General features: G+C 70.7%; 21 protein-coding genes and 1 other RNA gene. 5 read left to right on the top strand and 17 right to left on the bottom strand.

Translation table 11 applies throughout. The features are described from left to right. Nucleotides 1-28 precede the first annotated feature (28 nt). The 9 genes from ACWEFB_RS02910 to pruA all read right to left on the bottom strand — a co-directional run bounded on the left by ACWEFB_RS02910 (nucleotide 29) and on the right by pruA (nucleotide 8,379). Nucleotides 29-979 carry a hypothetical protein gene (locus ACWEFB_RS02910; RefSeq protein ID WP_452281620.1) on the bottom strand — a complete coding sequence of 317 codons (951 nt, stop codon included), beginning with the start codon at nucleotides 977-979 and terminating at the stop codon, nucleotides 29-31. A gap of 93 nt (nucleotides 980-1,072) precedes the next feature. Next, entirely contained in the window at nucleotides 1,073-1,552 is a 480-nt protein-coding gene (locus ACWEFB_RS02905; RefSeq protein WP_326560834.1) for a hypothetical protein, read from the bottom strand. Nucleotides 1,553-1,716: 164 nt separating this feature from the next. Continuing rightward, nucleotides 1,717-2,092: a transfer-messenger RNA gene (gene ssrA, locus ACWEFB_RS02900) on the bottom strand. A gap of 99 nt (nucleotides 2,093-2,191) precedes the next feature. Continuing rightward, complete coding sequence (gene smpB, locus ACWEFB_RS02895) at nucleotides 2,192-2,668, bottom strand: SsrA-binding protein SmpB (protein ID WP_326560835.1); 477 nt, start codon at nucleotides 2,666-2,668, stop codon at nucleotides 2,192-2,194. Between the two features lie 162 nt (nucleotides 2,669-2,830). Further along, complete coding sequence (ftsX, locus tag ACWEFB_RS02890) at nucleotides 2,831-3,706, bottom strand: permease-like cell division protein FtsX (RefSeq protein WP_452281617.1); 876 nt, start codon at nucleotides 3,704-3,706, stop codon at nucleotides 2,831-2,833. Nucleotides 3,707-3,784: 78 nt separating this feature from the next. Beyond that, nucleotides 3,785-4,465, bottom strand: coding sequence for a cell division ATP-binding protein FtsE (gene ftsE, locus ACWEFB_RS02885; protein ID WP_326560837.1), 681 nt, complete (start codon nucleotides 4,463-4,465; stop codon nucleotides 3,785-3,787). Nucleotides 4,466-4,584: 119 nt separating this feature from the next. Beyond that, entirely contained in the window at nucleotides 4,585-5,706 is a 1,122-nt protein-coding gene (prfB, locus tag ACWEFB_RS02880; RefSeq protein ID WP_326560838.1) for a peptide chain release factor 2, read from the bottom strand. A gap of 67 nt (nucleotides 5,707-5,773) precedes the next feature. After that, entirely contained in the window at nucleotides 5,774-6,289 is a 516-nt protein-coding gene (locus tag ACWEFB_RS02875; protein ID WP_326560839.1) for a PadR family transcriptional regulator, read from the bottom strand. A gap of 461 nt (nucleotides 6,290-6,750) precedes the next feature. Next, nucleotides 6,751-8,379, bottom strand: coding sequence for an L-glutamate gamma-semialdehyde dehydrogenase (gene pruA, locus ACWEFB_RS02870; RefSeq protein ID WP_452281614.1), 1,629 nt, complete (start codon nucleotides 8,377-8,379; stop codon nucleotides 6,751-6,753). 316 nt (nucleotides 8,380-8,695) lie between these two features. On the opposite strand from pruA, the gene ACWEFB_RS02865 reads away from it, so the two are divergent. Continuing rightward, nucleotides 8,696-9,871: a hypothetical protein gene (locus tag ACWEFB_RS02865; RefSeq protein WP_452281612.1), complete on the top strand. Its 1,176-nt coding sequence runs from the start codon at nucleotides 8,696-8,698 to the stop codon at nucleotides 9,869-9,871. 41 nt (nucleotides 9,872-9,912) lie between these two features. Here the strand turns inward: ACWEFB_RS02865 and ACWEFB_RS02860 are convergent, their stop codons facing one another. Then, nucleotides 9,913-10,413 carry a DUF6912 family protein gene (locus ACWEFB_RS02860; RefSeq protein WP_452281610.1) on the bottom strand — a complete coding sequence of 167 codons (501 nt, stop codon included), beginning with the start codon at nucleotides 10,411-10,413 and terminating at the stop codon, nucleotides 9,913-9,915. Nucleotides 10,414-10,703: 290 nt separating this feature from the next. Here ACWEFB_RS02860 and ACWEFB_RS02855 point away from each other — a divergent pair, with 290 nt between their 5' ends. Beyond that, nucleotides 10,704-10,931 (top strand): helix-turn-helix transcriptional regulator, encoded by a 228-nt coding sequence (locus ACWEFB_RS02855; protein ID WP_326560843.1) that lies wholly within the window; start codon nucleotides 10,704-10,706, stop codon nucleotides 10,929-10,931. Between the two features lie 145 nt (nucleotides 10,932-11,076). Beyond that, complete coding sequence (locus ACWEFB_RS02850; protein ID WP_452281608.1) at nucleotides 11,077-11,694, top strand: Rv3235 family protein; 618 nt, start codon at nucleotides 11,077-11,079, stop codon at nucleotides 11,692-11,694. Between the two features lie 168 nt (nucleotides 11,695-11,862). Here the strand turns inward: ACWEFB_RS02850 and secA are convergent, their stop codons facing one another. Then, nucleotides 11,863-14,718, bottom strand: a complete 2,856-nt coding sequence (secA, locus tag ACWEFB_RS02845) for a preprotein translocase subunit SecA (RefSeq protein ID WP_452281606.1) — start codon at nucleotides 14,716-14,718, stop codon at nucleotides 11,863-11,865. A 163-nt stretch (nucleotides 14,719-14,881) separates the two neighbouring features. Between secA and ACWEFB_RS02840 the strand changes: the two genes are divergently transcribed. Next, complete coding sequence (locus ACWEFB_RS02840) at nucleotides 14,882-16,093, top strand: GNAT family N-acetyltransferase (RefSeq protein ID WP_452281604.1); 1,212 nt, start codon at nucleotides 14,882-14,884, stop codon at nucleotides 16,091-16,093. Further along, nucleotides 16,090-17,202, top strand: a complete 1,113-nt coding sequence (locus ACWEFB_RS02835; protein ID WP_452281602.1) for a GNAT family N-acetyltransferase — start codon at nucleotides 16,090-16,092, stop codon at nucleotides 17,200-17,202. The genes ACWEFB_RS02840 and ACWEFB_RS02835 overlap by 4 nt, the downstream gene beginning before the upstream one ends. A gap of 72 nt (nucleotides 17,203-17,274) precedes the next feature. Here ACWEFB_RS02835 and hpf read toward each other — a convergent pair whose 3' ends face one another. The 6 genes from hpf to efeB all read right to left on the bottom strand — a co-directional run bounded on the left by hpf (nucleotide 17,275) and on the right by efeB (nucleotide 24,556). Continuing rightward, the gene (gene hpf / locus ACWEFB_RS02830) at nucleotides 17,275-17,922 is read right to left on the bottom strand and encodes a ribosome hibernation-promoting factor, HPF/YfiA family (protein WP_326560848.1); all 648 of its coding nucleotides are present in this window, start codon (nucleotides 17,920-17,922) and stop codon (nucleotides 17,275-17,277) included. Nucleotides 17,923-18,177: 255 nt separating this feature from the next. Beyond that, nucleotides 18,178-18,885, bottom strand: coding sequence for a ComF family protein (locus tag ACWEFB_RS02825; protein WP_452281600.1), 708 nt, complete (start codon nucleotides 18,883-18,885; stop codon nucleotides 18,178-18,180). Nucleotides 18,886-18,899: 14 nt separating this feature from the next. Next, nucleotides 18,900-20,747 carry an LpqB family beta-propeller domain-containing protein gene (locus ACWEFB_RS02820; protein WP_452281598.1) on the bottom strand — a complete coding sequence of 616 codons (1,848 nt, stop codon included), beginning with the start codon at nucleotides 20,745-20,747 and terminating at the stop codon, nucleotides 18,900-18,902. Continuing rightward, nucleotides 20,744-22,519: an MtrAB system histidine kinase MtrB gene (mtrB, locus tag ACWEFB_RS02815; RefSeq protein ID WP_452281596.1), complete on the bottom strand. Its 1,776-nt coding sequence runs from the start codon at nucleotides 22,517-22,519 to the stop codon at nucleotides 20,744-20,746. Before mtrB ends, ACWEFB_RS02820 begins: the two co-directional genes overlap by 4 nt. 12 nt (nucleotides 22,520-22,531) lie before the next feature. Further along, complete coding sequence (mtrA, locus tag ACWEFB_RS02810; RefSeq protein ID WP_326560851.1) at nucleotides 22,532-23,221, bottom strand: MtrAB system response regulator MtrA; 690 nt, start codon at nucleotides 23,219-23,221, stop codon at nucleotides 22,532-22,534. 54 nt (nucleotides 23,222-23,275) lie between these two features. Next, complete coding sequence (efeB, locus tag ACWEFB_RS02805; RefSeq protein WP_452281594.1) at nucleotides 23,276-24,556, bottom strand: iron uptake transporter deferrochelatase/peroxidase subunit; 1,281 nt, start codon at nucleotides 24,554-24,556, stop codon at nucleotides 23,276-23,278. Nucleotides 24,557-24,622 lie beyond the last annotated feature (66 nt).

The raw sequence follows: 24,622 nt of genomic DNA, 5'->3' as shown, positions 1-24,622 counted from the left end.
GCTGCCCGGACCGGGCCGCCGAGGAGGATCAGCGGGCCGTGGTCAGGATCAGCGGCCGTCCGGAGGAGGCGTCGAGCACGGTACGGGCGGCAAGCGGCGCCTCCAGGGTCACCGTGACCGGTTGCAGCACCAGTTGGTCGGTGCAGATGCCGTCGGACCGGACTGCCGTACCGCCGAGCAGCACCAGGTCGTCCTGTTCCCGTACGAGTGGGGTGACCTCGGTGTCGCAGGCGCCGACGCCGAGCCGGTAGGTCAGTTTGGACCCGTCGGTCCCGACCAGGTCCTGCGCGCCCACCAGCCCCTCGGCCGGGGTGTCGGCGGGGGCGGGCGGCTCCGGCGGGGTCCCGGTCGCGCTCGCGGCGACCGCGACCCGGGCGATCCGGGTGGCGAGCTCGTCGACGGTGAACAGCCAGGCCGGCACCGTGGCCTCGCCCCGGCTGGTTCGGATGGTGGTCGTGCCCAGCTCGACCTTGGTGACGGTGAGCGGGGTGCAGGCGATCATCGCCGGCCCGCTGACCGAGCCGTCCGGCCCGCTGTCGGCCGGTACGGGCGGCGGCGGGAGCTTCGGACCCTTCGGACAGGGCGGCGGGTCACCCTGGTCGAGTTGGCGGTACGCGTCCACCGCGCTCACCAGTGGCACGGTGAGCTTCCCGTCCGGGAAGACGATCATGCCGTCGGCCGGAACGGCGGACGGCAGCGGTGCCCGCTCCCGGTACCACCCCGCGATGAGGGCCTGCTTGGTGTCCTCACCGAGCCTGGCGTCGGCGGGCACCACGGTCGGCTCCTGCAACGGGACGTACCCGGTGCGCCAGTCCGGTGGTACCGCCGCCTGCCAGGCCGCCGCGACCTCGGTCGCCCGCTGCTGGAACGCCTCCTCCCGGCGGTCGGGTGCGGCCGATCCGGTCGAGGTGTCCGGCTGTGCGCATGCGGCGAGGGTCAACAACATCGCTAGGCCCAGCGGGGCGGGAAAACGTCGCATGTCGATCAGACGTCGTCCGGCGCTGTCGGGTTCCGTACACCCGGTCGTCGGCGCGTCGGACCGCTCCGACCGGGACGACCAGGTCCGGCCCGGTCAGCTCGGGCGGCCGATGTCGGTGCCGTAGGCCCGGTAGACGAGGTCGGCCCCGCGCTGCCGGTGCCGGGACAGTTCCCGCAGCAGGTCACCGGCCCAGCCCCGCAGTTCCTCCGTGGTCGCCTCGGGCAGTTGCGCCCGCCGTTGCAGCGCGGCGAGTACGGCGGCCACCGCGGCGTGCTCGCGCAGCAGCACATGTACGGTCCGGGCCAGCCGTGGTGCCCGGTCGAGCAGTTCGGCGTAGAGCCCTGACCGTCCCTCGGTCAGCCTGACGTGCTCGGTGAACTCGCCCCGCAGCCCGTCCAGCCGGAGCGCGACGCGGTGTCGCCAGTCGGGATCGTCGGCCGGACCGGCCAGGGCCTGTTCGAAGGCGTGGATCTCGCGGAGCAGGGTGACCCGGTGCCGCCGCGCCGCGCGCAGGGCGATCGGGTCGCCGGTCGGGAACGCCGCCACCGGGTGCTGAATCGGGCCGGTCACCATGACGCACCTCCTTGAGCGCCTACCGCCTGAGCTGATGGTGAGTCCACCACCCCGTCGGTGTCCAGCCTCCGGAGTGCTCGATCCGTCCCCGGTCGATCCCCTCCGGGGCACAGAGCGGGTAAAACGACTCTGCGCCCCGGTCCGAGGACCGAGGCGCAGAGCGCTGGTGGAGGTGCCGGGAATCGAACCCGGGTCCTTCGTCGGATTGTCAGGACTTCTCCGAGCGCAGCTCGCTATGCCTCTACTCGGCCCCACCGATCACGCGAGCGAGTTGGTGTGACGGGCCCAGTCGCTGATTAATCTCGCCGCACGAACCCCGCGACCGGGTTCGATTGGCCAGCCTTCTAGCTGATGCCGGCAGACTGGGACGAAGGCACTCCCAGGCCGACAGACTTGCTACTCGCCTCAGGCGGCGAGAGCGAAGTCAGCGCGATTGTGCTTGGCGCTTATTGGTTTCCGACGACCGATTCTCGAGACGACGTCGGCTTCCTCGGCTCGCTTCCCCTGACGCAGCGTACGAAGTCGAAACCAGTCACCCCCTAGACAGGGCCACCTGACGTGGCAGCCACCCCAACCTTAACGCCTCGCGCCACCGGGTTAATTCCGGATCCCCGTCCCGGCGCGTCGCCCCAGGTCAGGTCAGTCCATGCCCTTGCCGCGCCGGCCGGCCGCCTTCGCGATCTCCCGGTCGGCGTCCCGCTTGGCCAGGTCCTGGCGCTTGTCGTACGACTTCTTACCCCGGGCGAGGCCGATCTCCACCTTCGCCCAGCCGTCGTTGAAGTAGACCGAGAGCGGGACCAGGGTCAGGCCGCTCTCCTTCAGCTTGCCGAGCAGCCGGTTGATCTCGATCCGGTTGAGCAGCAGCTTGCGGGTACGGCGGGGCTCGTGGTTGGTCCAGGTGCCCTGGGTGTACTCCGGGATGTGCATCCCGTGCAGGAACAGCTCCCCGCTGCGCTCCTGGGCGAAGGCGTCGACCAGCGAGGCGCGGCCGGCGCGCAGGGACTTGACCTCGGTGCCGGTCAACGCCATGCCCGCCTCGTACGTGTCGAGAATGGCGTAGTCGTGGCGCGCCTTCCGGTTGGAGGCGACGACCTTGCGCCCCTTCTCCCGTGGCATCCGCGCCACCCCTCTCCGCTGCGTTGACGGCCGCCGGACTCCGTTGACGGCCGCGCAATGCTACCTCGTGCACAAGGGCCTCCGGTTAGCGCTTTTCGCGCCACCGAAGGCCCTTGTGTCCGATTACACCCCGAACGGGGCGAACGCGACCCGTACCGGAAGCTAGACCCGCAGGTAGAAGCGGAGGGTGACCCAGGCGGTGACCGCGCTGACCAGACAGCCGGCGCCGGCCATCAGCGGCAGCATCAGCAGCACCCGGCTCCACTCGATCGGGGTGAGCAGGTCGGTCAGGTCCCGTAGCGAGCCGTCCAGCAGGAAGACCTTGCCCAGGACCAGCGCGCCGAAGCCGATGAGGGAACCGATGAGACCGGCCACCACCGCCTCGAGCACGAATGGTGCCTGGATGAACCAGTTGGACGCACCGACGAGTTTCATGACCGCGACCTCGCGGCGCTTGCTGTACGCGGCGACCTGGATCGTGTTACCGACGAGGAGGAGGGCGGCGATCGCCATGATCGAGGCGGCCACCAGGCCCATCTTCTGCACCGCGCTGAGGATGTTGAAGATCTTGTCGAGAAGTCGCCGCTGGTCGACGATCTCGTCGACGCCCTCGGTGTCCTTGTACTTCTCGTAGACGGCCTGGTATTCCTCCGGGTTCTTCAGTTTCACCCGGAACGACTCGGGGAGCTGCTCCGGCTTGACCGCGTTCACCAGGTCGGGCGCGTCCTGGAACATGGTCCGGAACTTGTTGTACGCGTCCTCACCCGACTCGAAGATGACCTGCTCGACGAGCGGGTCGCTCTTCAGCTCGCCCTCGAGCCCCAACCGCTGGTCGTCCGGGATGTCGACCTTCAGGAAGATCGCGACTTCGATCTTGTCGTAGTAGAAGTCCTTCATGGTGTCGACCTGAAGGTACATCAGGCCGCTGGCACCCAGCATCGTCAACGACACGGCCATCGTGATGATCATCGCGATGGTCATCGTCACGTTGCGCCACAGTCCGACCAATACCTCGGACAGGACGTATTTCACGCGCATCGGGGGTTCCTTCCGGATCTCCGCAGAGGGTCGTTCGTCGTCAGGTCAGGGCCGGGTCGGCCGTCTGAGCGCCGGGGCTCAGCCGTAGACGCCACGGGCCTGGTCGCGCACGATGCGACCACTCTCGATCTCGATGACGCGGCGGCGCATCTGGTTGACGATGTTGGAGTCGTGGGTAACCATCACGACCGTGGTACCGGTGCGGTTGATCCGGTCCAGCAGACGCATGATCTCGATGGACGTGTCCGGGTCGAGGTTTCCGGTGGGCTCGTCGGCCAGCAGGATCAGCGGCCGGTTCACGAACGCCCGCGCCACCGCCACCCGCTGCTGCTCGCCACCGGACAGTTCGTGCGGGTAGCGGTGCTCCTTGCCGCCGAGGCCGACCAGTTCCAGCACCTCGGGCACGACCCGGCGGGCGACCGCCTTGGTCTTGCCGATCACCTCGAGGGCGAAGGCAACGTTCTCGTACGCGGTGCGGTTGGGCAGCAGCCGGAAGTCCTGGAAGACGCAGCCGATAGAGCGTCGGAAGTTCGGGATCTTCCAGGAGCGCATGCCGGTGACGTCGCGGCTGTTGACCACGACCTTGCCCTTACTGGGAGTCACCTCATGCAGCAGCAGCTTGATGATCGTCGACTTGCCGGATCCGGAGGGACCGATGAAGAAGACGAACTCACCCTTCTCGATCGAGACCGACACGTCGTCGAGCGATGGCCGGGACGCCTTCGGGTACGTCTTCGTCACTTGCTCAAGCTGAATCACGGGTCGTGAGTCTACGCGGTGTAACGAAAAGTCCAAGCCCCACGGGCCATCAATCGGCCCGCAATGTCGGAAAGGAGTGGCCCGCCGTCGGCGCTTGGTGCGCCCCGGCGGGCCATCGCTCAGGCCACCTCGCCAGCGAGCTGACGCTGCTTGCGCCAGCGGATTCCCGCCTCGATGAAGCCATCCAGCTCCCCGTCGAAGACCGCGGTCGGATTGCCGGTCTCCTGCTCAGTTCGCAGATCCTTCACCATCTGATAAGGGTGCAGCACGTAGGAGCGCATCTGGTCGCCCCAGGAGCCGGCCGCGTCGGTCTTGAGCCCGGCCAGTCGGGCCTGCTCCTCCTGGCGCTTGCGCTCCAACAGCCGCGACTGCAGCACCCGCATCGCGGACGCCTTGTTCTGCAGTTGGGACTTCTCGTTCTGGCAGGTGACCACGATGCCGGTGGGGATGTGTGTGATCCGTACCGCAGAGTCGGTCGTGTTCACGCTCTGTCCACCTGGCCCGGACGACCGGTACACGTCGACCCGGATCTCGTTCTCCGCGATGTCGATGTGGTCGGTCTGCTCGGTGACGGGTAGCACCTCGACGCCGGCGAAGCTCGTCTGCCGCCGCCCCTGGTTGTCGAACGGGCTGATCCGGACCAGCCGGTGAGTGCCCGACTCAACACTGAGAGTGCCGTACGCGTACGGGAACTTCACCGCGAAGGTGGCCGACTTCAGCCCCGCCTCCTCGGCGTACGACGTCTCGTAGACCTCGGTCGGGTACCCGTGCCGTTCCGCCCAGCGCAGGTACATGCGCAGCAGCATCTCGGCGAAGTCGGCGGCGTCCACCCCGCCCGCACCGGCCCGGATCGCGACCAGCGCCTGACGCGAGTCGTACTCACCGGAGAGCAGGGTGCGGACCTCCATCTCCTGGATGGCCTTGCCGAGCCCGCCGATCTCGGTCTCCACCTCGCCGAGCACCCCGGGGTCGTCCTCCGCCTCGGCCAGTTCCAGCAGGACGTAGGCGTCGTCGAGGCGGCTGCGCAGGCTGCCCAGTCGCTCGATCTCGCTGTTGACGTACGAGAGCTGGGAGGTGACCTCCTGGGCCTTGACCTGGTCGTCCCACAGGTCGGGCGCGGAGGCCGCCTCTTCGAGCTTGACCTTGTCCTGGCGCAGCCGGTCGACATCGAGGACTGCCTCGATGCTGCGTAGCGTGGCATCGAGGTCTTTGAGCTGGTCGGCGTAATCGGCAGCGGTCACAACTGTCAACAATAGCGACCGTCAGCGCAAGCGGCCCACTCCCTCAGCGACGGGTCCCCGTACGAGATCAACTGGCCGGTGCCGTCTTCAGCCAGGAGAGCGCCGCCTTGTGGTACTGGACGGCGAACTCGAGCGCCGCGGCGCCGTACGAGTCACCGGCCTTCTTGGCGTCCTTGGCCTGCTCACGGGCCATTGCGAGGGCCTCGGTGTGGTACTCGTTCGCCCCGCTGTAGAGGTTGCGCAGCTGGTTCGCCGAGTGCTGCTCGCCGAAGGCGACCCGCAGTGCGGTCGGGTTGCGCACCGTGTCGCGCCCCGGCACGTCGGTCAGCCAGCGGGAGAATGTCCGCTTCCCGGCCGCCGTGATCGCGTACGGCTGGCTGGAGCGCGGGCCGGGCTTGCCGAGCCGGACCAGACCCTGGTCGGCCAGCACCGGGAGTTCCCGGTAGACCTGGCTCCGGGTCATCGACCAGTACGGTGCGAGTCGCCGCTCGGCGGCGGCCATCAACTGGCCGCCGGTCATTGGTCCTTCGTGGAGCAGCCCCAGTAGAGCTGCTGCCGTTGGGTTGATTCCTGAATCCGCCATGCCCCTTACGCTGCCACTTTGGCGCCGTCGCGTCTAGGATTTGGCATGATCTGCGGCAGGTTGTACTCCACTGTGCACTGTCCGTGGCAGACTGTCCAGTGAGGATGCTCGATATCGTGGCCGATGTGAAGCCCCTGGGACAGCCGTCCGGGTGACAGTGGTCCACCCTCGGGCGGGCCGACCACTATCGAGTACCTGCGCTGCCGGGTAGAGTACGCCACAATTCGGGCATTTCGCGCAATCTTCCGGGAATTACCCCGAAGATCCACCCGCCCGGCCCAGAAGATCCACCCGGACCGCCCCACCACACCCGCCACACGTACCCCCGCTCGCCCTTCTCTCGCGATCTAGGGCAAATACGTGTGAATGAAGATCAAAAAACACGTATCTGCCCTAGATCGCGTACGGGGGGTGGGGGTGGGGGTGGGGCGGGGGCGGGGTGGGGGTGGGGGTGGGGGTGGTCAGCCCATGTGGGGGTAACGGTGGTCGGTCGCGGGGACGAAGGTCTCCTTGATGGTCCGGGGGGAGATCCACCGGGCCAGGTTGTGCCAGGAGCCGGCCTTGTCGTTGGTGCCGCTGGCCCGGGCGCCACCGAACGGTTGCTGGCCGACGACGGCACCGGTCGGCTTGTCGTTGAGGTAGAAGTTGCCGGCCGCGTACCGCAGCGCCCCGCTCGCCCAGTCCAGCACCCGGCGGTCGGTGGCGAAGATCGAGCCGGTCAGCGCGTACGGGGCGACCGACTCCGCCTGTGCCACCACGTCCTCGAACCGGGCGTCGTCGAACACGTGCACGCCGAGGATCGGGCCGAAGTACTCGGTGGTGAAGACCTCGTGACCCGGGTCGTCGCACTCCAGCAGGGTGGGGCGGACGAAGTAACCGACCGAGTCGTCGGCCGTGCCACCGGCGAGCACCCGGCAGCTATCGGCATTCTTGATCATGTCCAGGGCGGTGGCGTGCCGGGCGAACGCCCTGGCGTCGATCACCGCGCCGCCGAAGTTGGAGAAGTCGGTGACGTCGCCGTACTTCAGTGACTCGACGGTGGCGGCGAGCCGGTCGCGCAGGCCGCCCTCCCACAACGACCGGGGCACGTACGCCCGGGACGCCGCCGAACACTTCTGACCCTGGTACTCGTACGCCCCGCGAACCAGCGCGGTGTGCAGCGCGTCCACGTCGGCGCTGCTGTGCGCGATCACGAAGTCCTTGCCGCCGGTCTCCCCGACCAGCCGCGGGTAGCCCCGGTAGCCGCCCAGGTTCTCCCCCACGGTCCGCCAGAGCTGCTGGAAGACCTTGGTCGAACCGGTGAAGTGGATGCCGGCGAGATCCGGGTCGGCGAGGACCACCTCGGAGACCTCCACGCCGTGCCCGGTGACCATGTTGATCACGCCCGGCGGCAGGCCGGCCGCCTCGAAGAGCTGCATGGTGAAGTGGGCCGCGAACTGCTGGGTCGGCGCCGGCTTCCAGACCACCGTGTTGCCCAGCAGCGCCGGGGCGGCCGGCAGGTTCGCCGCGATCGCGGTGAAGTTGAACGGGGTGACCGCGTAGACGAAGCCCTCCAGCGGGCGGTGGTCGAACTGGTTCCACACCCCGGCGGACGAGTTCGGCTGCTCGGCCAGGAGCTTGCGGGCGAAGTGCACGTTGAACCGGAGGAAGTCGATCAGCTCACAGGCGGCGTCGATCTCGGCCTGGATCGCCGTCTTCGACTGGCCCAGCATGGTCGCGGCGTTGAGGGTGTCCCGCCACGGTCCGGCGAGCAGGTCGGCCGCCCGGAGGAACACCGCGGCCCGGTCGGCAAAGGACAAACCGCGCCACATCGGGGCAGCTTCCTTGGCGGCCGTCACCGCCGCCTGAGCATCCGCGTTGGTTGCGTTGTGGGTGACCCCCAGCACATGCTGGTGCCGGTGCGGCTGTACGACGTCGATCGCGGCGCCCGCAGCCATCCGTTGCCGACCGCCGACCGCCATCGGCAGGTCCAGCCGCTCCGCGGCCAGTTCGCCGAGCCGCCGCTGCAGGCTGTCCCGCTCGGCGCTCCCCGGCGCGTAGTCGCGAACCGGCTCGTTACGCGGCTCGGGTACGGAAAGTACGGCGTCCATCGCATGCTCCTGAACGATCTCGACAACGTCGGCGAAATCGGACCCACCTGTTCCGGCCGGTCGGCCGGTCGCCGTGGCCCGTTCACCGGGGGTGCCGGTTATCCGGGGGTGGGACCTGGGCCAATCCTCCCACGCACGCCGGCCCGGACGGATCACGGCACGACCCGGAGCGGCCCCGGCGGGACCGGACCGCGCAGGCGGCCCGTGGCCCGGACCGGCGCGCCACGTACGCTGAGAGGCCCGGCGACCCAACCACGCCGCGCCCCTCCCGCCGCTGCGGCGGCGCGGCGGGCGGGTACCCGTTGAAGGGGAGACGATGAGCACACAGTCCGGCAGCACGGTATCGCCCCCGGACCGGTCGGCCACCACCACGGCCGCACCGACGCCGGACGGCGGTACCACCCCGCCCACGTACGCCCCTGCGGCACTCGGCCTCGGCGTGCTGGCGATCGGCTGGCTCGCCGCGATGCTCTGGATCGGCCAGGCCGAGATCACCTCCTCGGACATCAACTCGATCGTGATCGCCATGGCCGCGCTCGCGCTGCCCGGCCTGATCTCGGCCAGCATGGTCGGCGGCGCCGCGGCGGCCGTCGTGGTGGCCAACCTGCTCACCCGGCGCGGGATCCACCGCAGCACCCCCAGGTTCGCCGCGGCGGTCGGCGCCGGGCTGCTCGTCGGGCTGCTCGCCGCACTCACCGTGACCCTGAGCTACGGCGACGGCGACTCGATCACGGTCCTGGCCGGCACCGTCGCCGCGGCCGCCACCGTCGGCGGGATCGCCGGGGGCGTACGGGCGGTGCCGGTGGTGGGAGCCGTGGTCGCCGCCGGGCTGACCGTCTTCATGATCAACACGGCTCTGAACATCTTTAAGGACCCGCTGCTCTCGCTCTACGGCTACGGCGACACCGACCAGTCGCAGACCAACGCCCTGGAGTGGTTCTCCCGTACCGGCTCGATCGGCGGCGGGCTCGTCGCCGGGCTGCTGGTCTTCTTCTACCTCGGCCTGGCCCGACGCCGGACCCTCGCGCTGAACCCCCGGGCCAGCCTGCCGCGCTGGCCCGCCTACCTGGTCGCGGGCGCCGGCCCCGGGCTGCTCCTGCTCGCGGCCGAACTGCTCACCCAGACCGCCGGTGCCCGGCTGCTGGCCGCCGCCGGATCGCTCAGCGAGGTCGACCGGGGGCTCCAGGACCAGCTCAGCGAATACCGGTCGAACCAGGCCCTCTGGGTGCTCTTCGTCGGCGCGCTCACCGCGCTCATCGCCTTCGGGCGCACCCTTCGCCCGGCCGGCGCCGAGCCGGAGGACGAGACCGCGACCGAGTTCACCGACGAGGTGGAGGTCGGGGACCGGGTGGCGGACGAGGACGGGATCTCGGACGAGGACCCGGTGGCGGACGAACGGCTCGATCCGGACGACGACGAGATCGGATGGGACGACGGGGGCGGCATTGACAAGCGATCGGCCGACCGCCGCCCGGACACCGCCCGCTCCTGACCCTCCGCTCCCCCGGCAGGTAGCCCCTGCCGCCGGCCCGGTCAGCCGAGGTCGTCCAGCTCGGAGATGTCGTACCAGGCCAGTTCGTGGTCCTCGACGCCGTCGACGGTGAACTGCGCGTCCTCGTCACCAGCGAGCGCCTCGGTCACCACCGCGACCGCCGCGCTCACGTCCTCGACCGCCTCGCCGTCGTCGAGGTGGATCGCGGCCACCGCGCCCACCGGGACCGGCTTGTCCAGGCGTACGGTGCTGGATCCCAGCTCGACCTCGGCCCGCTGCACCGCCTCGGCGGGCAGGTCGGCGGAGACCACCACCCGGCGACGGGGGGCGTCGGGATCCTCCCGGAGCAGCCGCAGAGCGTCCTGGGCGGCGCGGGTGAAGGCGACGTACTCCAGTTCCTCCTCGTCGCCCTCGGCGTACCACTCGCGCAGCATCGGTGTCACCGCGTGCGCCTCGGTGGCGGGCAACTCGCCCTGCTTGCGCAGGGCGGCCAGCATCGGCACGGTAGCCGGGAGGTACACCCGAACCAGTTCTGCGCGCACCGTTCTCGTCTCCCCCGCTCGACAACGCCACCGGCGGCGCTGACCCCGACGACGCCGAATCGTCCGGCGCCGTCCCTGTCATACACCCCGCCGGGCCGGACCGGAAGCGTGCCCCTCCCGGCTGTGGCCGATCAGCAACGTCGGCCACGCCCGCCCGGTCGCCCGGTACCGGCGCGCGCCCGATCGCCCGGTACCGGCACGCCCGGAGGGGGTCCGGGTGGGAACCACGGTCGAGCGGGAAACGGCAGTCGATGGCAAACTGAAGCAAACACGACCACCGGGAGTCACTCGTGGAGCCCAGGTTCCTGCTGCTGTCCGACGTCGCCGCCGAGCTGAACGTCTCGGACTCGCAGGTCTACCACATGGTGCGCAGCGGGGAGCTGCCCGCGATCAAGATCGGTGGCCGGGGTCAGTGGCGGGTCGAACGGGCCCAACTGGAGCAGTACATCCAGCACAAATACGCCGAAACCGCCGACTGGGTACGCAGCAACCCGCTGATCGAGCGCGACCCGGAGTAGCCGTACCCGTCGAGCGGGGTGCCACCACCTGGTGGCACCCCGCTCCGCGCTGCCCGGAAAACCTTGACGAGCCATCCATCGTTCGCTACAAATGTGATTGGTCGGAGGCAAACGAAAGCAAACGCAAGATCACGAAGGGAAACACATGCCCGCCGTACGGACCAGGCCACTCGCCCGCCCCGCCGTACGACTGCGACCGGTGCCCCCGCTCGACCCTCCGTTCGACGACGAACTGGCCGGTCCGGGCTGGGTCGCCGGGCTCGACGGGCAGCTCGCCCTGCCACTGGCCGTTCCCGTGCCGAGGGTCGGCGGATCCGGTGCCACCGACCGGGCCACCGCCACACCCGTGGCGCCCGGTCCCGCCGCCCTGCCACCGGAGGCGTTGGCCACCGCCTCCGCGGAGGCACGACAGGCGGCCTACCGGTTCCTGAGCACCGCTCTGGAGATCCTGAACGGCTACCGACCGGCCGCCCATGTCCGGCCCCTGTCGGTCGGCGCCGACGCGACCGCGATCACCGAGCAGCTCGTCGCCGCCACCCGGCGACTGGGCGAGCACCGCCGCCAGCGCCCGGTCGTACGCCCACCCGGGGCGGGCGCGGGGCGCGTGGCCGTACGCCTGCGGCTGCTGCGGGTCTGCGAGCCACACCAGGGGATCGCCGAGGCCGCCGCCGTACTCGGGTCGGACGAACGGAGCTGGGCGATGGCGTACCGCCTGGAACGGCGGCGGGGGAGCTGGCTCGGCACCTACACGCGGGTGCTCTGATGCGGGCGGACCCCACGCCCAGGTGCTCTGAGGCAGGCCGACCACGGGCGGTGTCGCCTGAAGGTGGAAACGGAAACCGGGTCCGGTTCCGGCCACCTGTGTCGGTGGGCGGAACCGGACCCGGATCGGTAGTCGCCTGCCGGCGCCAGTTGCGCGCCGGCGGGTCGGTCAGGAACCCGTCGGGGAGCCGTGGCAGCGCTTGTACTTGCGGCCGGAGCCACACGGGCAGGGGGCGTTACGGGACGGACCCTCGCCGCCGACCGACTGACCCGGTGCCGGCGTACGCCGCGCCGCCGAGGGCGGAGGCGGACCCTGGCGTCCGACCCCGAGGGCCGGTGCCTGCGGCTGCGGCTCCTGGCGTTCCAGGACCACACCACCGGCGCCCGCCTCACCGTCGATGGTCGGCGCGGAGTACTGCAGACCCTGCCGGCGCGGCGCCCGGGCCAGACCCTTCGCCCGGATCTCCACCGGCGCCTGGTCGAGCACGACCTCGGCGGCGGCCGGCGGGGTCTCCTGCTCGACCTGGACCTCCAGGTTGAACAGGAAGCCGACCGTCTCCTCCTTGATGCCGTCCATCATGGTGGCGAACATGTCGAAGCCCTCGCGCTGGTACTCCACCACCGGGTCACGCTGGGCGTAGGCCCGCAGGTTGATGCCCTCGCGCAGGTAGTCCATCTCGTAGAGGTGCTCGCGCCACTTCCGGTCGATGACCTGGAGCAGCACCATCCGCTCGAGCTGGCGCATCGCCTCGCTGCCCAACTCCTCCTCGCGCCGGGCGTACGCGGCCTGCGCGTCCTCCCGGACCTTGGCGAGCAGGAAGTCGGCGTCGAGGTTGTTGCGCTCGCCACCGGCCTCGTCGATCAGGTCGTCGACCGTAACGCCGACCGGGTAGAGCTGCTTGAGGCTGGACCAGAGCTGGTCGAGGTCCCAGTCCTCGGCGTAGCCGTCGGCGGTCGCCCCGGTCACGTACGCGGTGACGGTGTCCTCGATCATGTGCTGGACCTGGTCGCTCAGGTCCTCGCCGTTGAGCACCCGCAGCCGCTCGGCGTAGACCACCTGGCGCTGCTTGTTCATCACGTCGTCGTACTTCAGGACGTCCTTGCGGACCTCGGCGTTCTGGCCCTCGATCTGGGCCTGGGCGCTCTTGATCTGCCGGGTGACCATCTTCGACTCGATCGGCACGTCCTCGGGGATGTTGAAGCGCTCCATCACCGCCTCGACCGCCCCGGCCCGGAAGCGCCGCATCAGCTCGTCCTGGAGGGAGAGGTAGAACCGGGACTCACCCGGGTCACCCTGCCGGCCGGCACGACCACGCAACTGGTTGTCGATCCGGCGGGACTCGTGCCGCTCGGTGCCGAGGACGTACAGGCCACCGGCGTCGGTGACCTCGTCGGCCTCGTCGTCGCACGCCTGCTTCCAGCGCGGGAGGATCTCCTCCATCGCCTTGGCGTACTCCTCCTCGTGCTCCACCGGGTCGAGCCCGCGCTGGCGCAGCTCGTTGGCGGCGAGGTACTCCGGGTTGCCGCCGAGCAGGATGTCGGTACCACGGCCGGCCATGTTGGTCGCGACGGTGACCCCGCCCTTGCGCCCGGCCTGCGCGATGATCTCGGCTTCCCGGGCGTGGAACTTGGCGTTCAGCACCGCGTGCGGGATGCCCCGGCGGCGCAGGAGCTGCGACAGGATCTCGGAGTTCTCCACCGAGACCGTGCCGACCAGCACCGGCTGGCCGCCCGCGTGCCGCTCGGCGATGTCCTCCACGACCGCGTTGAACTTGGCCTTCTCGGTCTTGTAGATGACGTCGGGCTTGTCCATCCGGACCATCGCGCGGTGGGTCGGGATGGACACGACGCCGACGTTGTAGACCTTCTGGAACTCGCCGGCCTCGGTCTGGGCCGTACCGGTCATACCGGACAGCTTGGAGTAGAGGCGGAAGTAGTTCTGCAGGGTGACCGTGGCAAGAGTCTGGTTCTCCTGCTTGATCTCCACGCCTTCCTTCGCCTCGATGGCCTGGTGCATGCCCTCGTTGTAACGGCGACCGTGCAGGATTCGACCGGTGAACTCGTCGACGATCAGGACCTCGCCATCGCTGACGATGTAGTCCTTGTCCTTCTTGAAGAGCTCCTTGGCCTTGATCGCGTTGTTCAGGTAACCGACCAGCGGGGTGTTCACCGACTCGTACAGGTTGTCGATGCCGAGCCGGTCCTCGACCTTGCCCACGCCCTTCTCGGTGACCGCGATGGTCCGCTTGGCGTAGTCGACCTCGTAGTCGCCCTCGCCGTCCTTGCCGGGCTGGAGGCGCGCCACCACGCCGGCGAACTCGCCGTACCAGCGGGCCGAGTGCTCTGCCGGGCCGGAGATGATCAACGGGGTACGGGCCTCGTCGATCAGGATCGAGTCGACCTCGTCGACGATCGCGAAGTTGTGCCCGCGCTGGACCAGCTCCTCCTGCGACCAGGACATGTTGTCCCGCAGGTAGTCGAAGCCGAACTCGTTGTTGGTGCCGTACGTGATGTCGGCCGCGTACGCCGCCCGGTGCTCGCTGGCCGGCCGGTTCGGCAGGATCACGCCCACGGTCAACCCGAGGAACTCGTGCACCCGACCCATCCAGGCCGCGTCACGTTCGGCGAGGTAGTCGTTGACGGTGACGATGTGCACGCCCTTGCCCGACAACGCGTTCAGGTACGCCGGCAGGACCGAGGTGAGCGTCTTGCCCTCACCGGTCTTCATCTCGGCGATGTTGCCGAAGTGAAGCGCGGCACCACCCATCACCTGGACGTCGTAGTGGCGCTGGCCGAGCACCCGGGCGGCGGCCTCGCGGGCGGTGGCGAAGGCCTCCGGCAGCAGGTCGTCGAGGGACTCGCCATCGGCGATCCGCTGGCGGTACTGCTCGGTCAGGGCGCGCAGCTCCTCGTCGGTGAGATCGACATAGTCGTCCTCGATCGAGTTGATGGCATTGGCGACGGCCTTCAGCCGCCGCACCATGCGGCCTTCGCCGGCGCGGAGGAACTTTTCGAGAATCGACACGGATCAACGCTCCCCTAGACGGTCTGCCGAACCATCGTAGGCGCTCCGCCGGGGCAATCGGCAGCCGCGCTGTCGACCGGTCCGAGCTAACCGGACAATTCACCCTATAGGTTCGAGCAGACGCGCCGAATCCAGTTACGCCCAGGGCGAACTCTCCGGCAAGATGGCCGACGTGAAGCCCGTGGAGATCATCGAGGGCGGCCTACTGCTCCGCCCCTGGAATCCGGCGGACGCGAGCGCCGTACACCGGGCCTGCCAGGATCCGGACATCCAGCGCTGGACCACTGTTCCCGCCCCCTACCTGCCAGAACACGCGGAGGGATTCGTCGGCGGCAGCGCCCCGGCGGCCTGGGAGGCGGGCACCGGCGCCCCGTTCGCGGTCTGCGACGCCGTCACCGGCGAACTGCTCGGCTCCTGCGGCCTGGTGACGATCGACCCGAGTCTGCGGTCGGGCGAGGTGGGCTACTGGACCGCCCCCTGGGCCCGGGGTCGCGCCGTCGCGGTCCGGGCCACCCGCGCCGTCGCCCGATGGGCGTTCCGGGACCTCGGCCTGCGCCGGATGGTCTGGCAGGCCGAGGTGGGCAACCACGCCTCCCGGCTGGTCGCGCTCCGGGCCGGGTTCCGGATCGAGGGCCAGCTCCGGCTGGCGCAGCCGCACCACCACGGCGGTTCCGACGGCTGGATCGGTTCGCTGCTGCCCGGCGACCTGCCCAAGCCGGACGCCGATCCGACCGGAACCGGTGGGCCGGCCGGACCGGGCTCGCTCGTGGCCCGCCGGGCCGCGGTCTTCGGCCGCCCGCAACCGGTGCTGTTCGCCACCACGGCGGACGGAGAGATCCGGCTGCGCCGGCCGGAGGAACGCGACCTGGACGCGATGGTCACCGCCTGCCGCGACCCGTGGGCGCTGCGCTGGCTGAGCCTGCCGGACCCGTACCAGCGCTCGGACGCGGAGTTCTTCACCCACCGGCACACCGCCCTGCGCTGGGGACGCGGCGACGGGGCGGTGTTCGTCATCGCCGACCCGGAGGACAACTTCGCCGGCACCATGGAGCTACGCCTGAACGGCAACGACCCCGGCGTGGCCGACGTCGGTTACCTGGTCGCACCGCACGCCCGGGGGCGCGGCTACTGCCCCCGGGCACTCGCCGCCGTCTGCGCCTGGGGTTTCAGCAGCCTCGCCCTCGCCCGGATCGAATGGCGGGCCCACGTCGGCAACGACGCCTCCCGGCGGGCCGCCGAGAAGGTCGGCTTCGTGGTGGAGGGCATCAGCCGGCAGGGCATCCCGCACCGGGGCGCCCGGGTGGACGTCTGGGTCGGCGCGCTGCTGGCGCAGGACGGCGTCGTACCTGGCCGGGCCGGCGCGGGCACGGCGTGAACCGGGAGACCATCGAGGCGCCCGGCGTACGGCTGCGACTGTTCCGCGACACCGACCTCGAAGACCTGATGGTGGGCTGCAACGACCCGCTGACCCGACGGTTCCTCCCGCACCTGCCCGGCCCGTACACCGCCGCCGACGCCCACTGGTGGATCAGCGACGGTACGGCGGCGGTCTGGGCCCGAGGCGGTGCGGCGTACGCGATCGCCGACCCGGCCACCGACCGCCTCCTCGGCGGAATCGGCATCGACCAGGTCGCACCCGCGCGGGGTCAGGGCGAGATCGGCTACTGGGTGGCGCCCCGCGCCCGTGGTCGCGGGGTGGCCACCGCCGCCACCACCCTGCTGGCCGGGCGGGCCCTGACCCACGGCTTCGCCCGGCTGGAACTGCTCACCGACCCGGAGAACGTGGCGAGCCAGCGGGTGGCCCTGGGCAGCGGGTTCAGCCGCGAGGGGATCCGGCGCGGCGCCGGGAACGCCCCCGACGGCAGCCGGCACGACCTGGTGGCCTGGGCCCGGCTGGCGGACGATCCGCCCGGTCCGGCGGCCCGGCTCCTGCCGGACCTCCCCGGCGGACTGCTGACCGACGGCGTGGTCACGCTCCGCCCGCTGACCGCCGCCGACACGGAGTTCGTGCACCGGCTGCGGAGCCTGCCGGAGATGGTCGCGACCAGCGTCCCGCCGGTCGCACCGGAGCGCGCCGAGGTGGCGGACCGGTGTGCCCGCGCACCGGGCCAGTGGCTGGCCGGCGAACGCGCCGACCTGGTCATCCTGGACACCGCCACCGGTACGCCGGCCGGCGAGATCGGGCTCTACTACCAGGAACCGCAGACCGGCCAGGCCATGATCGGGTACGGCATGAGCCCGGACTGGCGGGGCCGGGGTTACCCGACCCGCGCCGCCCGGCTGGTGGCCCGATGGGCCTTCGAGGACGCCGGGATCGAGCGGTTGATCGCCGGCGCCGCACCGGACAATCCCGGCTCCCGGCGGGTGTTGGAGAAGGCCGGTTTCCGGCAGGAGGGTGAGCTACGGGGCCGGCTGCCCGGTCCCGCCGGACGGCGGCTGGACGACGTGCTCTACGGGATGCTGCCGCAGGACCTGCGCCGCTGAGCTACCGCCGGCGGATCCGGTCCGGCCGGGCGGGGCGAGTTGCCGCTGCGCCCCGCGCGACCGACCGGCGCCCTACTCGGTGAGCGCGATGAGCCCGTAGTCGTAGCCCTTGCGCCGGTAGACGACGCTGGACCGCCCGGTTTCCTTGTCCAGGAACAGGTAGAAGTCGTGCCCGACGAGTTCCATCTGGAACAGCGCGTCGTCGACGGTCATCGGCTCGGCCGGGTGCAGTTTCGCCCGGGCGATGTGGCCCGGCTCGTGCTCCTCGTAGCCGTAGCCGTACGGGTCCTCGGTGGACTCCGGCTCGTCCCGGAGGTCCGGGTCGGCGGTCAGGGTGGCCACGGCGGAGTCGCCGAGGTCGGCCACTGGCAGGCCGGCCGTCGCGGCGGCGACGGAGATCGGCGCGTGCCGGCCACGGTGCACCCGGCGGCGGTCGGCAGCCCGGCGCAGCCGGGTGTCGAGCTTGGCTATCGCCACATCCAGGGCGCTGTAGAAGTCTTTGGCGCACGCCTCGGCGCGCACGACGGGTCCGCGAGAGACGCAGGTTATCTCTACTCGCTGACAGTTGTCAGCCTGTCGCGGATTGCGTTCGTGGGACAGCTCGACGTCGACTCGAATGAGCTTGTGATCGTAGCGCTCGATCTTCGCGAGCTTGTCGGCTACATGAACCCGGTAATGCTCCGGGACTTCGACGTTACGGCCCTTGACCACGACATCCATGCGTGACCTCCTGTGATCGGACGGTCCGGAAACAGAAAAACCCGGTCAGCCTGCCTCCAGGAATCGTCCTTCGGCACCGACCGGTCGAGAATGACGCCGCCTCCTTCCTCAAACCCGGGGCGGGGTGGAGTCCCCCTCATACCCCCGGTCCCCAAAACGCTAACTCCTGTTCTTCCTATAGTCACCCCCCGCTACCAAGAACCTTTGGAAACAGTCACTTGTGGCACGATCGTGTGAAATCGGCTGCACGGACCGTTACCGTCGACCCCATCGACTCGTTGCGGCGAGTACCGCCGCTGCATCCACCCGCAGCCCGGCCGCCCGCAGCGAACCGCTCACCGCGGCCAGGGTCACCCCGGTCGTGACGATGTCGTCGAGCACGACCACGAACCGGCCGGCGCCGCTGCGGCGTACCGCCGGCAGGCGACCCGCCCGTACGGCGAAGGCGTGCCGGGCCGCCGCCGCCCGACCGGCGGTGTCCAGTGTGGCGGAGTCCGGTCGGGGCAGGGCCCGCAGCGGCGCCCCCAGCGCGACCGGCCAACCCGCCGCCCGCAACCGCTGTCCGGCATGCCGGGCCAACCGGCGCAGGTGGTCACCGTGCCGCGCGCGGATCGCCACCGCGGTCGTCGGCACCGGGATCAGCAGCACCGGTCGCGGTGCGCCGGCGGCCTCCGCGACCACCTCGGCGAGCAACCGCCCCAGCGGCCGGGCCAACGAGTGCCGACCCCGTTCCTTGTACGCCAGCAGCATCTCCCGCAGCTCTCCCCCGTACGCCCCGAGCGCCACGCAGGCGGGCAGTCCCGGCGGTGCCGGGGTGGGGCGTACCGGTGCGGGACGCAGCGCCTGGAGCGCACCGGCACAGCGCGGGCAGACACCGTGCCGCAACTCGGTCCGGGTGACCCGGCAACCGGCGCACTCGGCCGGCAGCACCAGATCGGCCAGCTCGGCCCAGACTCCGGTCACATACTCCCCCGCACTCAGTAACGGAAGAACGGCGCGCTCGGTTTGCTCGACGCGCTCACCGAGGGCGTCGGGCCGGGGTTCGGTACCACCTGGTCCCGGCCGATCAGCCGGTCCGCCGCCGAGGCGGCGCCGTTGGTCTCGTACATCACGCCGAGCTGCGTACGGCTGAGCGGATTGTCGGGGTACGCGGCCAGGTGCAGGACGTCACCGCGGGTGTCGTCCACCAGCCCGGTCTCCAGCACCCCGTCCGCACTGATGTTCTCGATCACCGACCGTCGGTCCGACTGGGCACCGGCCAGCGCGAGCCGGCTCTCCCCGCTCCAGTCGACCGCCGTCACCGTGGTCAGGGAGGTGTCCAACCGGCGGGCCCGGCCGACGGTGACCGTACCGCCGTCGGTGCTCAGCGCCGCGACATAGACGGCGCCGCCGGCGACCACCGCGATCCGGTGCCCGTCCAGTGCCGCGCCGACCCCGGTCACCCGGCCGGTGACCCCCGGCAGCGCGATCCTGACCAGCCGGGCGTTGGAGTCGAACCGGTAGAGGTTCCCGTCCGCGACGACCAACCCGATCGGCGCCCGCAGGTCGACGCCCTTCAGCCAGATCGGCCGTTCCATGCTCGGGTACGGGTCGCTGAGGGCGAAGGTCTGCAACGGTTCGGCACCGCTGGCCACCCGCAGCCGCCACCGCTCCCCGTCCGGGGTGACGAGCGCCGCCCCGACCTGGTTGCCGTCCCGCGTCAGCGCGGCGGAGTGCACGTCGCGGTTCTGCTCCGGCACGATCGGGACCGGCTCGATCGCCTCGTCCCCGTCCCGCAGCTGGTGCACCGCCCCCTCGGACACACAGAACCGGGTGGCGGTGCCGGTCAGCGGGTAGGGCGGGTTGACCCGCCGGTAGCCGTCGACGGCGGCCACCTTCCGCCGTTGGCTCTGGATCTTCAACTCCAGCTCACCGTCGTCACCGCCCATACCCTGCGGATTCGGCGGCAGCAGCGACCAGGCGAGCTGGGTGAAGAGACGGTCCAGGTCGACGTCGTTGGTCACCTCGCTGGCCGGCACGGAGAGGTTGACCTCCAGCCGGCCGCCGGACGTCGGCGCGTTGCCGATCCGGCTGGTCCCCTCCGGCAGCGGTACGGCGGCCGGCGACAGCCACGGTGCCGGGCCACCGATGAGCCAGCCGAGCAGCTCGGTGGCCTGCGACTCCCTCGGCACGGACAGCGGCAGGTAGCGCACGTCGGGCACCAGCACGGTCCGGCCGGCGTTCCAGAAGTAGATCGTGCGCGGGCTGTAGTACGCGTCCAGTGCACCGGTGCTCATCAGCAGTACCGGCGGCGGGTCGATCACCCACATCCCGCCCGTGGGCGGCGCCGCGCCGTCGACGACGGGCGCCGGACCGATCCGGAAGACGTAGGTGCGTTCGGTCAGCTCCGGCTCGCCGATCGTGCCGTTCATCCGCAGTACGCCGACCTGCTGCACCTGCATGGTGACCAGCCAGCTACCGCTGCGGGCGGGATCGCCCTTCACCTGCGGCCGGCCGATCAGCCGGACCAGGTTGATCGCCGGTTCGCCGCCGACCTTGAGTTTGAGCTTGCCGCTGCCCTCGGGGATGTAGCTGTTCACGCGCTGGTAGATCTCGTCGGTCTCGCCCCCGGCCGCGGCGGTCAGGTAGTTCGCCGCGACCTGCTCGGGAACCTCGCTGTCCAGCCGCTGCGGCAGCCGCTGGGTGGAACCGCCGCCCGAGTCCTGCCCGGACTCCGGTCCCTTGCCGTCGACGCGTACCTCGGTCTCGCCGGGTATGCCGCAGCCGACCAGCCCCACGCAGAGCAGCAGGGCCACCGTCGCGGCGGGCAGGTTCCTCCGACTCACGTGGTCACCTCCGTACGCTGCGCGCCGGACTCCGACGCGGTCGGGTCCACCGGCCGATCCGGTCCGGCGGCCACGGTCTCCGGCACGGGACCCGCGCCGATCGCCAACCGTGCCCCGCTCGGCACCGGCACCACGGCACCGGCCGCGGCGTCGCTCGGCACCAGTCGCAACGGCGCGGAGGTCAGCCGGTCACCGGCGCGCACCGGCAGGGTGAGCCGGAACTGGGCCCCCTGTCCGGGAGCCCCCCACGCCTCCAGCCAGCCGCCGTGCAGCCGGGCGTCCTCCAGGCTGATCGACAGCCCCAGGCCGGTACCGCCGGTCTGCCGGGCCCGGGACGGGTCGGCCCGCCAGAACCGGTTGAAGACGAGCTTCTCCTCGCCGGGCTTGAGCCCCACCCCGTGGTCCCGGACGGTGATCGCCACCGCCTGCTCGTCCACACCCAGGACGACCTCGACCGGACGTCCCTCGCCGTGCTCGACCGCGTTGCCGACCAGGTTGCGCAGGATCCGCTCCACCCGGCGCGGATCCACCTCGGCGATCACCGGCAGGTCGGGCGCGTTCAGGAGCAGCGGTACGCCGAGCCGGGCGGCCAGGCCGTCGAGGCGGTCCACCACCCGGTGCACCACCGGCACCAGGTCGGTCGGCTCGGCGTCGAGCATGGCGAAGCCGGCGTCGAACCGGCTGATCTCCAACAGGTCGGTGAGCAGGCCCTCGAACCGGTCGAGTTCGGCCTGGAGCAGCTCCGCGCTGCGGGCCACCGCCGGGTCGAACTCGTCCCGCTCGGCGAAGATCAGATCGGCGGCCATCCGTACGGTGGTCAGCGGCGTACGCAGCTCGTGTGACACGTCGGAGGTGAACCGCCGCTGCAACCGGGACATCTCCTCCAGCCGGACGATCTGCCGCTGGAGGTTGGTCGCCATCTGGTTGAACGAGGCGGCGAGCAGGGCCAGGTCGTCCTCCCCGTTGACCACCATCCGCTGGTCGAGCAGGCCGGCGGAGAGCCGCTGGGCGGTCCGGGCGGCCACCCGTACCGGGTTGACCACCAGTCGGGTCACCAGCGCGGAGAGCAGCCCGAGCAGAAGCACCAGGGTGATCCCGGTGGCCACCACGGTCGACCGCGCCTCGTCGGCGATCTTGTCCCAGCGGGTCAGCGGTACGAAGTAGTAGAGCTCGACCTGGCCGAACTTGGTCGGCACCGGGGAGCCGTAGACGAGGTACTTCGCCGTACCGCCGTCGAGGTTGCCGGTGCGGAACTGGTGGGCCACCTCGCCCCCGGCCACCCGCTCGCGCAGCTCGTCGCTGATCATCGGGCTCACGTCCACCCCGACCGGCGAGGTGGCCGGCTCGATCGTCCGGTACCCGTCCGCCTGGAGCGCCACCACCACGCCGGCGACCTGCTCGGGGTCGTTGCCGGCGAGGTAGAGGGCGGTCGTCTCGAAGGTGGCGCTGAGCTTCGGCGCGTACGACACGGTGTAGACGTTGATCTGGTCCTCGGCGTAGTTACGGCCGTTCTCCAGCCGCTGCTTGACGTCGGCGGTGGCGTTGTCGAGCAGGATGTTGGTGATCCGCTCGGCGACCAGGACGGCGAAGCCGCCGACCAGGAGGCTCGACGCGACCAGGGTGATGCTGACGACCCGCAACTGCAGGGACCGGCGCCAGGCCTGGTGCAGGCCGGCGGCGATCGCCCGGGACCGGGCGAACGCCGCACGCCAGAACTCCCGGGCCGCGATGCGGGCACGGGTCAGTGCGGGGGGAAGCGCAGGGTGAGCCACAGTGTGCCCAGGCTATCCGGTGCCCGCCTTGTAGCCCACGCCCCGCACGGTCAGGATGATTTCGGGGCGCTCGGGATCTGGTTCGATCTTGGCCCGGAGCCGCTGTACGTGCACGTTGACCAGCCGGGTGTCGGCCGCGTGCCGGTAGCCCCAGACCTGTTCGAGCAGGACCTCGCGGGTGAACACCTGGCGGGGCTTGCGGGCCAGGGCGACCAGCAGGTCGAACTCCAGCGGGGTCAGCTTGACCTCTTCGCCGTCCCGGCTCACCGTGTGCGCCGGTACGTCGATGTTGATCTGGTTGCCGGGCGGGCCGATGGTCAGCATCTCCGGCGCGGCATCCTCGCCCCGGCGCAGCCGGGCCCGCATCCGGGCCACCAGTTCCTTGGGCTTGAACGGCTTGACGACGTAGTCGTCGGCACCCGACTCCAGGCCGAGTACGACGTCGACGGTGTCACTCTTCGCAGTCAGCATGACGATCGGCACGCCCGACTCGGCCCGGATCGACCGGGCCACGTCGATGCCGCTCATCCCCGGCAGCATCAGGTCGAGCAGGACGATGTCGGGCCGGCTGTCGCGGAACGCGGCCAGCGCCCGCTCTCCGTCTGCGACGAAGGAGGGCAGGAATCCCTCGCTGCGCAGCACGATGCCGAGCATCTCGGCCAGCGCGGGGTCGTCGTCGACCACCAGTACCCGGGCTCTCATGGCACCAATATTCCATCCCCGTTCATGTTCATGGGACCGGCACCACCCCGACGATCAGTCAAAGAGTGCGCGACCCCAGAAATCGCCCTGATCCCGTACGCCGGGCGGGCAGGCAAAGAGCCCGCTGGATACGTGCCGTAGATATTCGTTCAACGCATCGTGACGAGCGAGTTGGGTCTGGATGGACACGAACTGCTTTCGCGGATCACGCTGGTACGCCATGAAAAACAGTCCGGCGTCGAGCCGACCGAGCCCGTCGGAGCCGTCGACGTAGTTGTAGCCCCGGCGGAGCAGCCGGGCCCCGTTGTTCAGGTCGGGGTGGGCCAGCCGGACGTGCGCCGTCTCGGCGATAGCCGGCTTGCCGTCCGGGCCGGTCGCGTGAAAGTCGATCTCGTCGAACTCGTCGTGCTGCCCGAGCGGTGCCCCGCTGCCCTTGGTCCGGCCGACCAGTTCCTCCTGCTCGCCCAGGGAGGTCCGGTCCCAGGTTTCGATGATCATCCGGATCTTCCGGGTCACCAGGTAGGAGCCGCCGGCCATCCACTCCTGGCCGTCCCCCGGCTGGACCCAGAGGTGGTCCCGGAGCAGGTCGGTGTCCTCGGCCTTCAGGTTGGCCGTACCGTCCTTGAACCCGAACAGGTTTCGCGGGGTGGCCTGCTCCCGAGAGGTCGACGAGGTACGGCCGAAGCCGAGCTGCGACCAGCGGACGCTCACCACGCCCATCCCGAGCCGGGCGAGGTTGCGGATCGCGTGCACCGCCACCTGCGGGTCGTTGGCGCAGGCCTGTACGCAGAGGTCGCCACCCGAGATCTCCGGTTGCAGGGCGTCGCCCGGGAAGCGGGGCAGCTCGGCCAGGGCGGCGGGGCGCCGGTCAGCGAGGCCGAACCGGTCCCGGCCGTCGGCGTCCCGGAACAGGGTGGGGCCGAACCCGACGGTCAGGGTGAGCCCGGACGGTGGCAGGCCGAGCGCCTCCCCGGTGTCGTCCGGCGGGGCCTCCGGCGCCCCGTTCACCGCGCCGACGACCCCCGCGTCCTGGCCTGCGGTCATCCGCGCGGCGGCCACGGTCCAGTCCCGGAGCAGCTCGACCAGGCGGGCCCGGTCCTTGGTGATCACGTCGAAGGCGACGAAGTGCAGCCGGTCCGGCACCTCGGTGGTAATGCCCGCCTGGTGCTCGCCCCGGAACGGGACCGCGCCGGAGGCGGAACTGGCCGAGGTCGGTTTCGGGTCGAACGTACCGCGCAGCAGCGCACCCGTACCGGCGGCGACCCCGACCCCGGCGACGCCGGCCGCCCCGGCGAGCCCGATCGCCCGCCGACGCGACACCCGGTTCTCCGTCACGTCCAACCCCCCAATCGCTCGCCCGTCCCACGCCGCCCGGCGCCGCCCGAGGCGGCGCCGGGCACC

The sequence above is a fragment of the Micromonospora sp. NPDC004704 genome, assembly GCF_053601675.1.
Note: the sequence above shows the minus strand (reverse complement) of the source record. Positions and strands in the feature narration are given on the sequence as shown.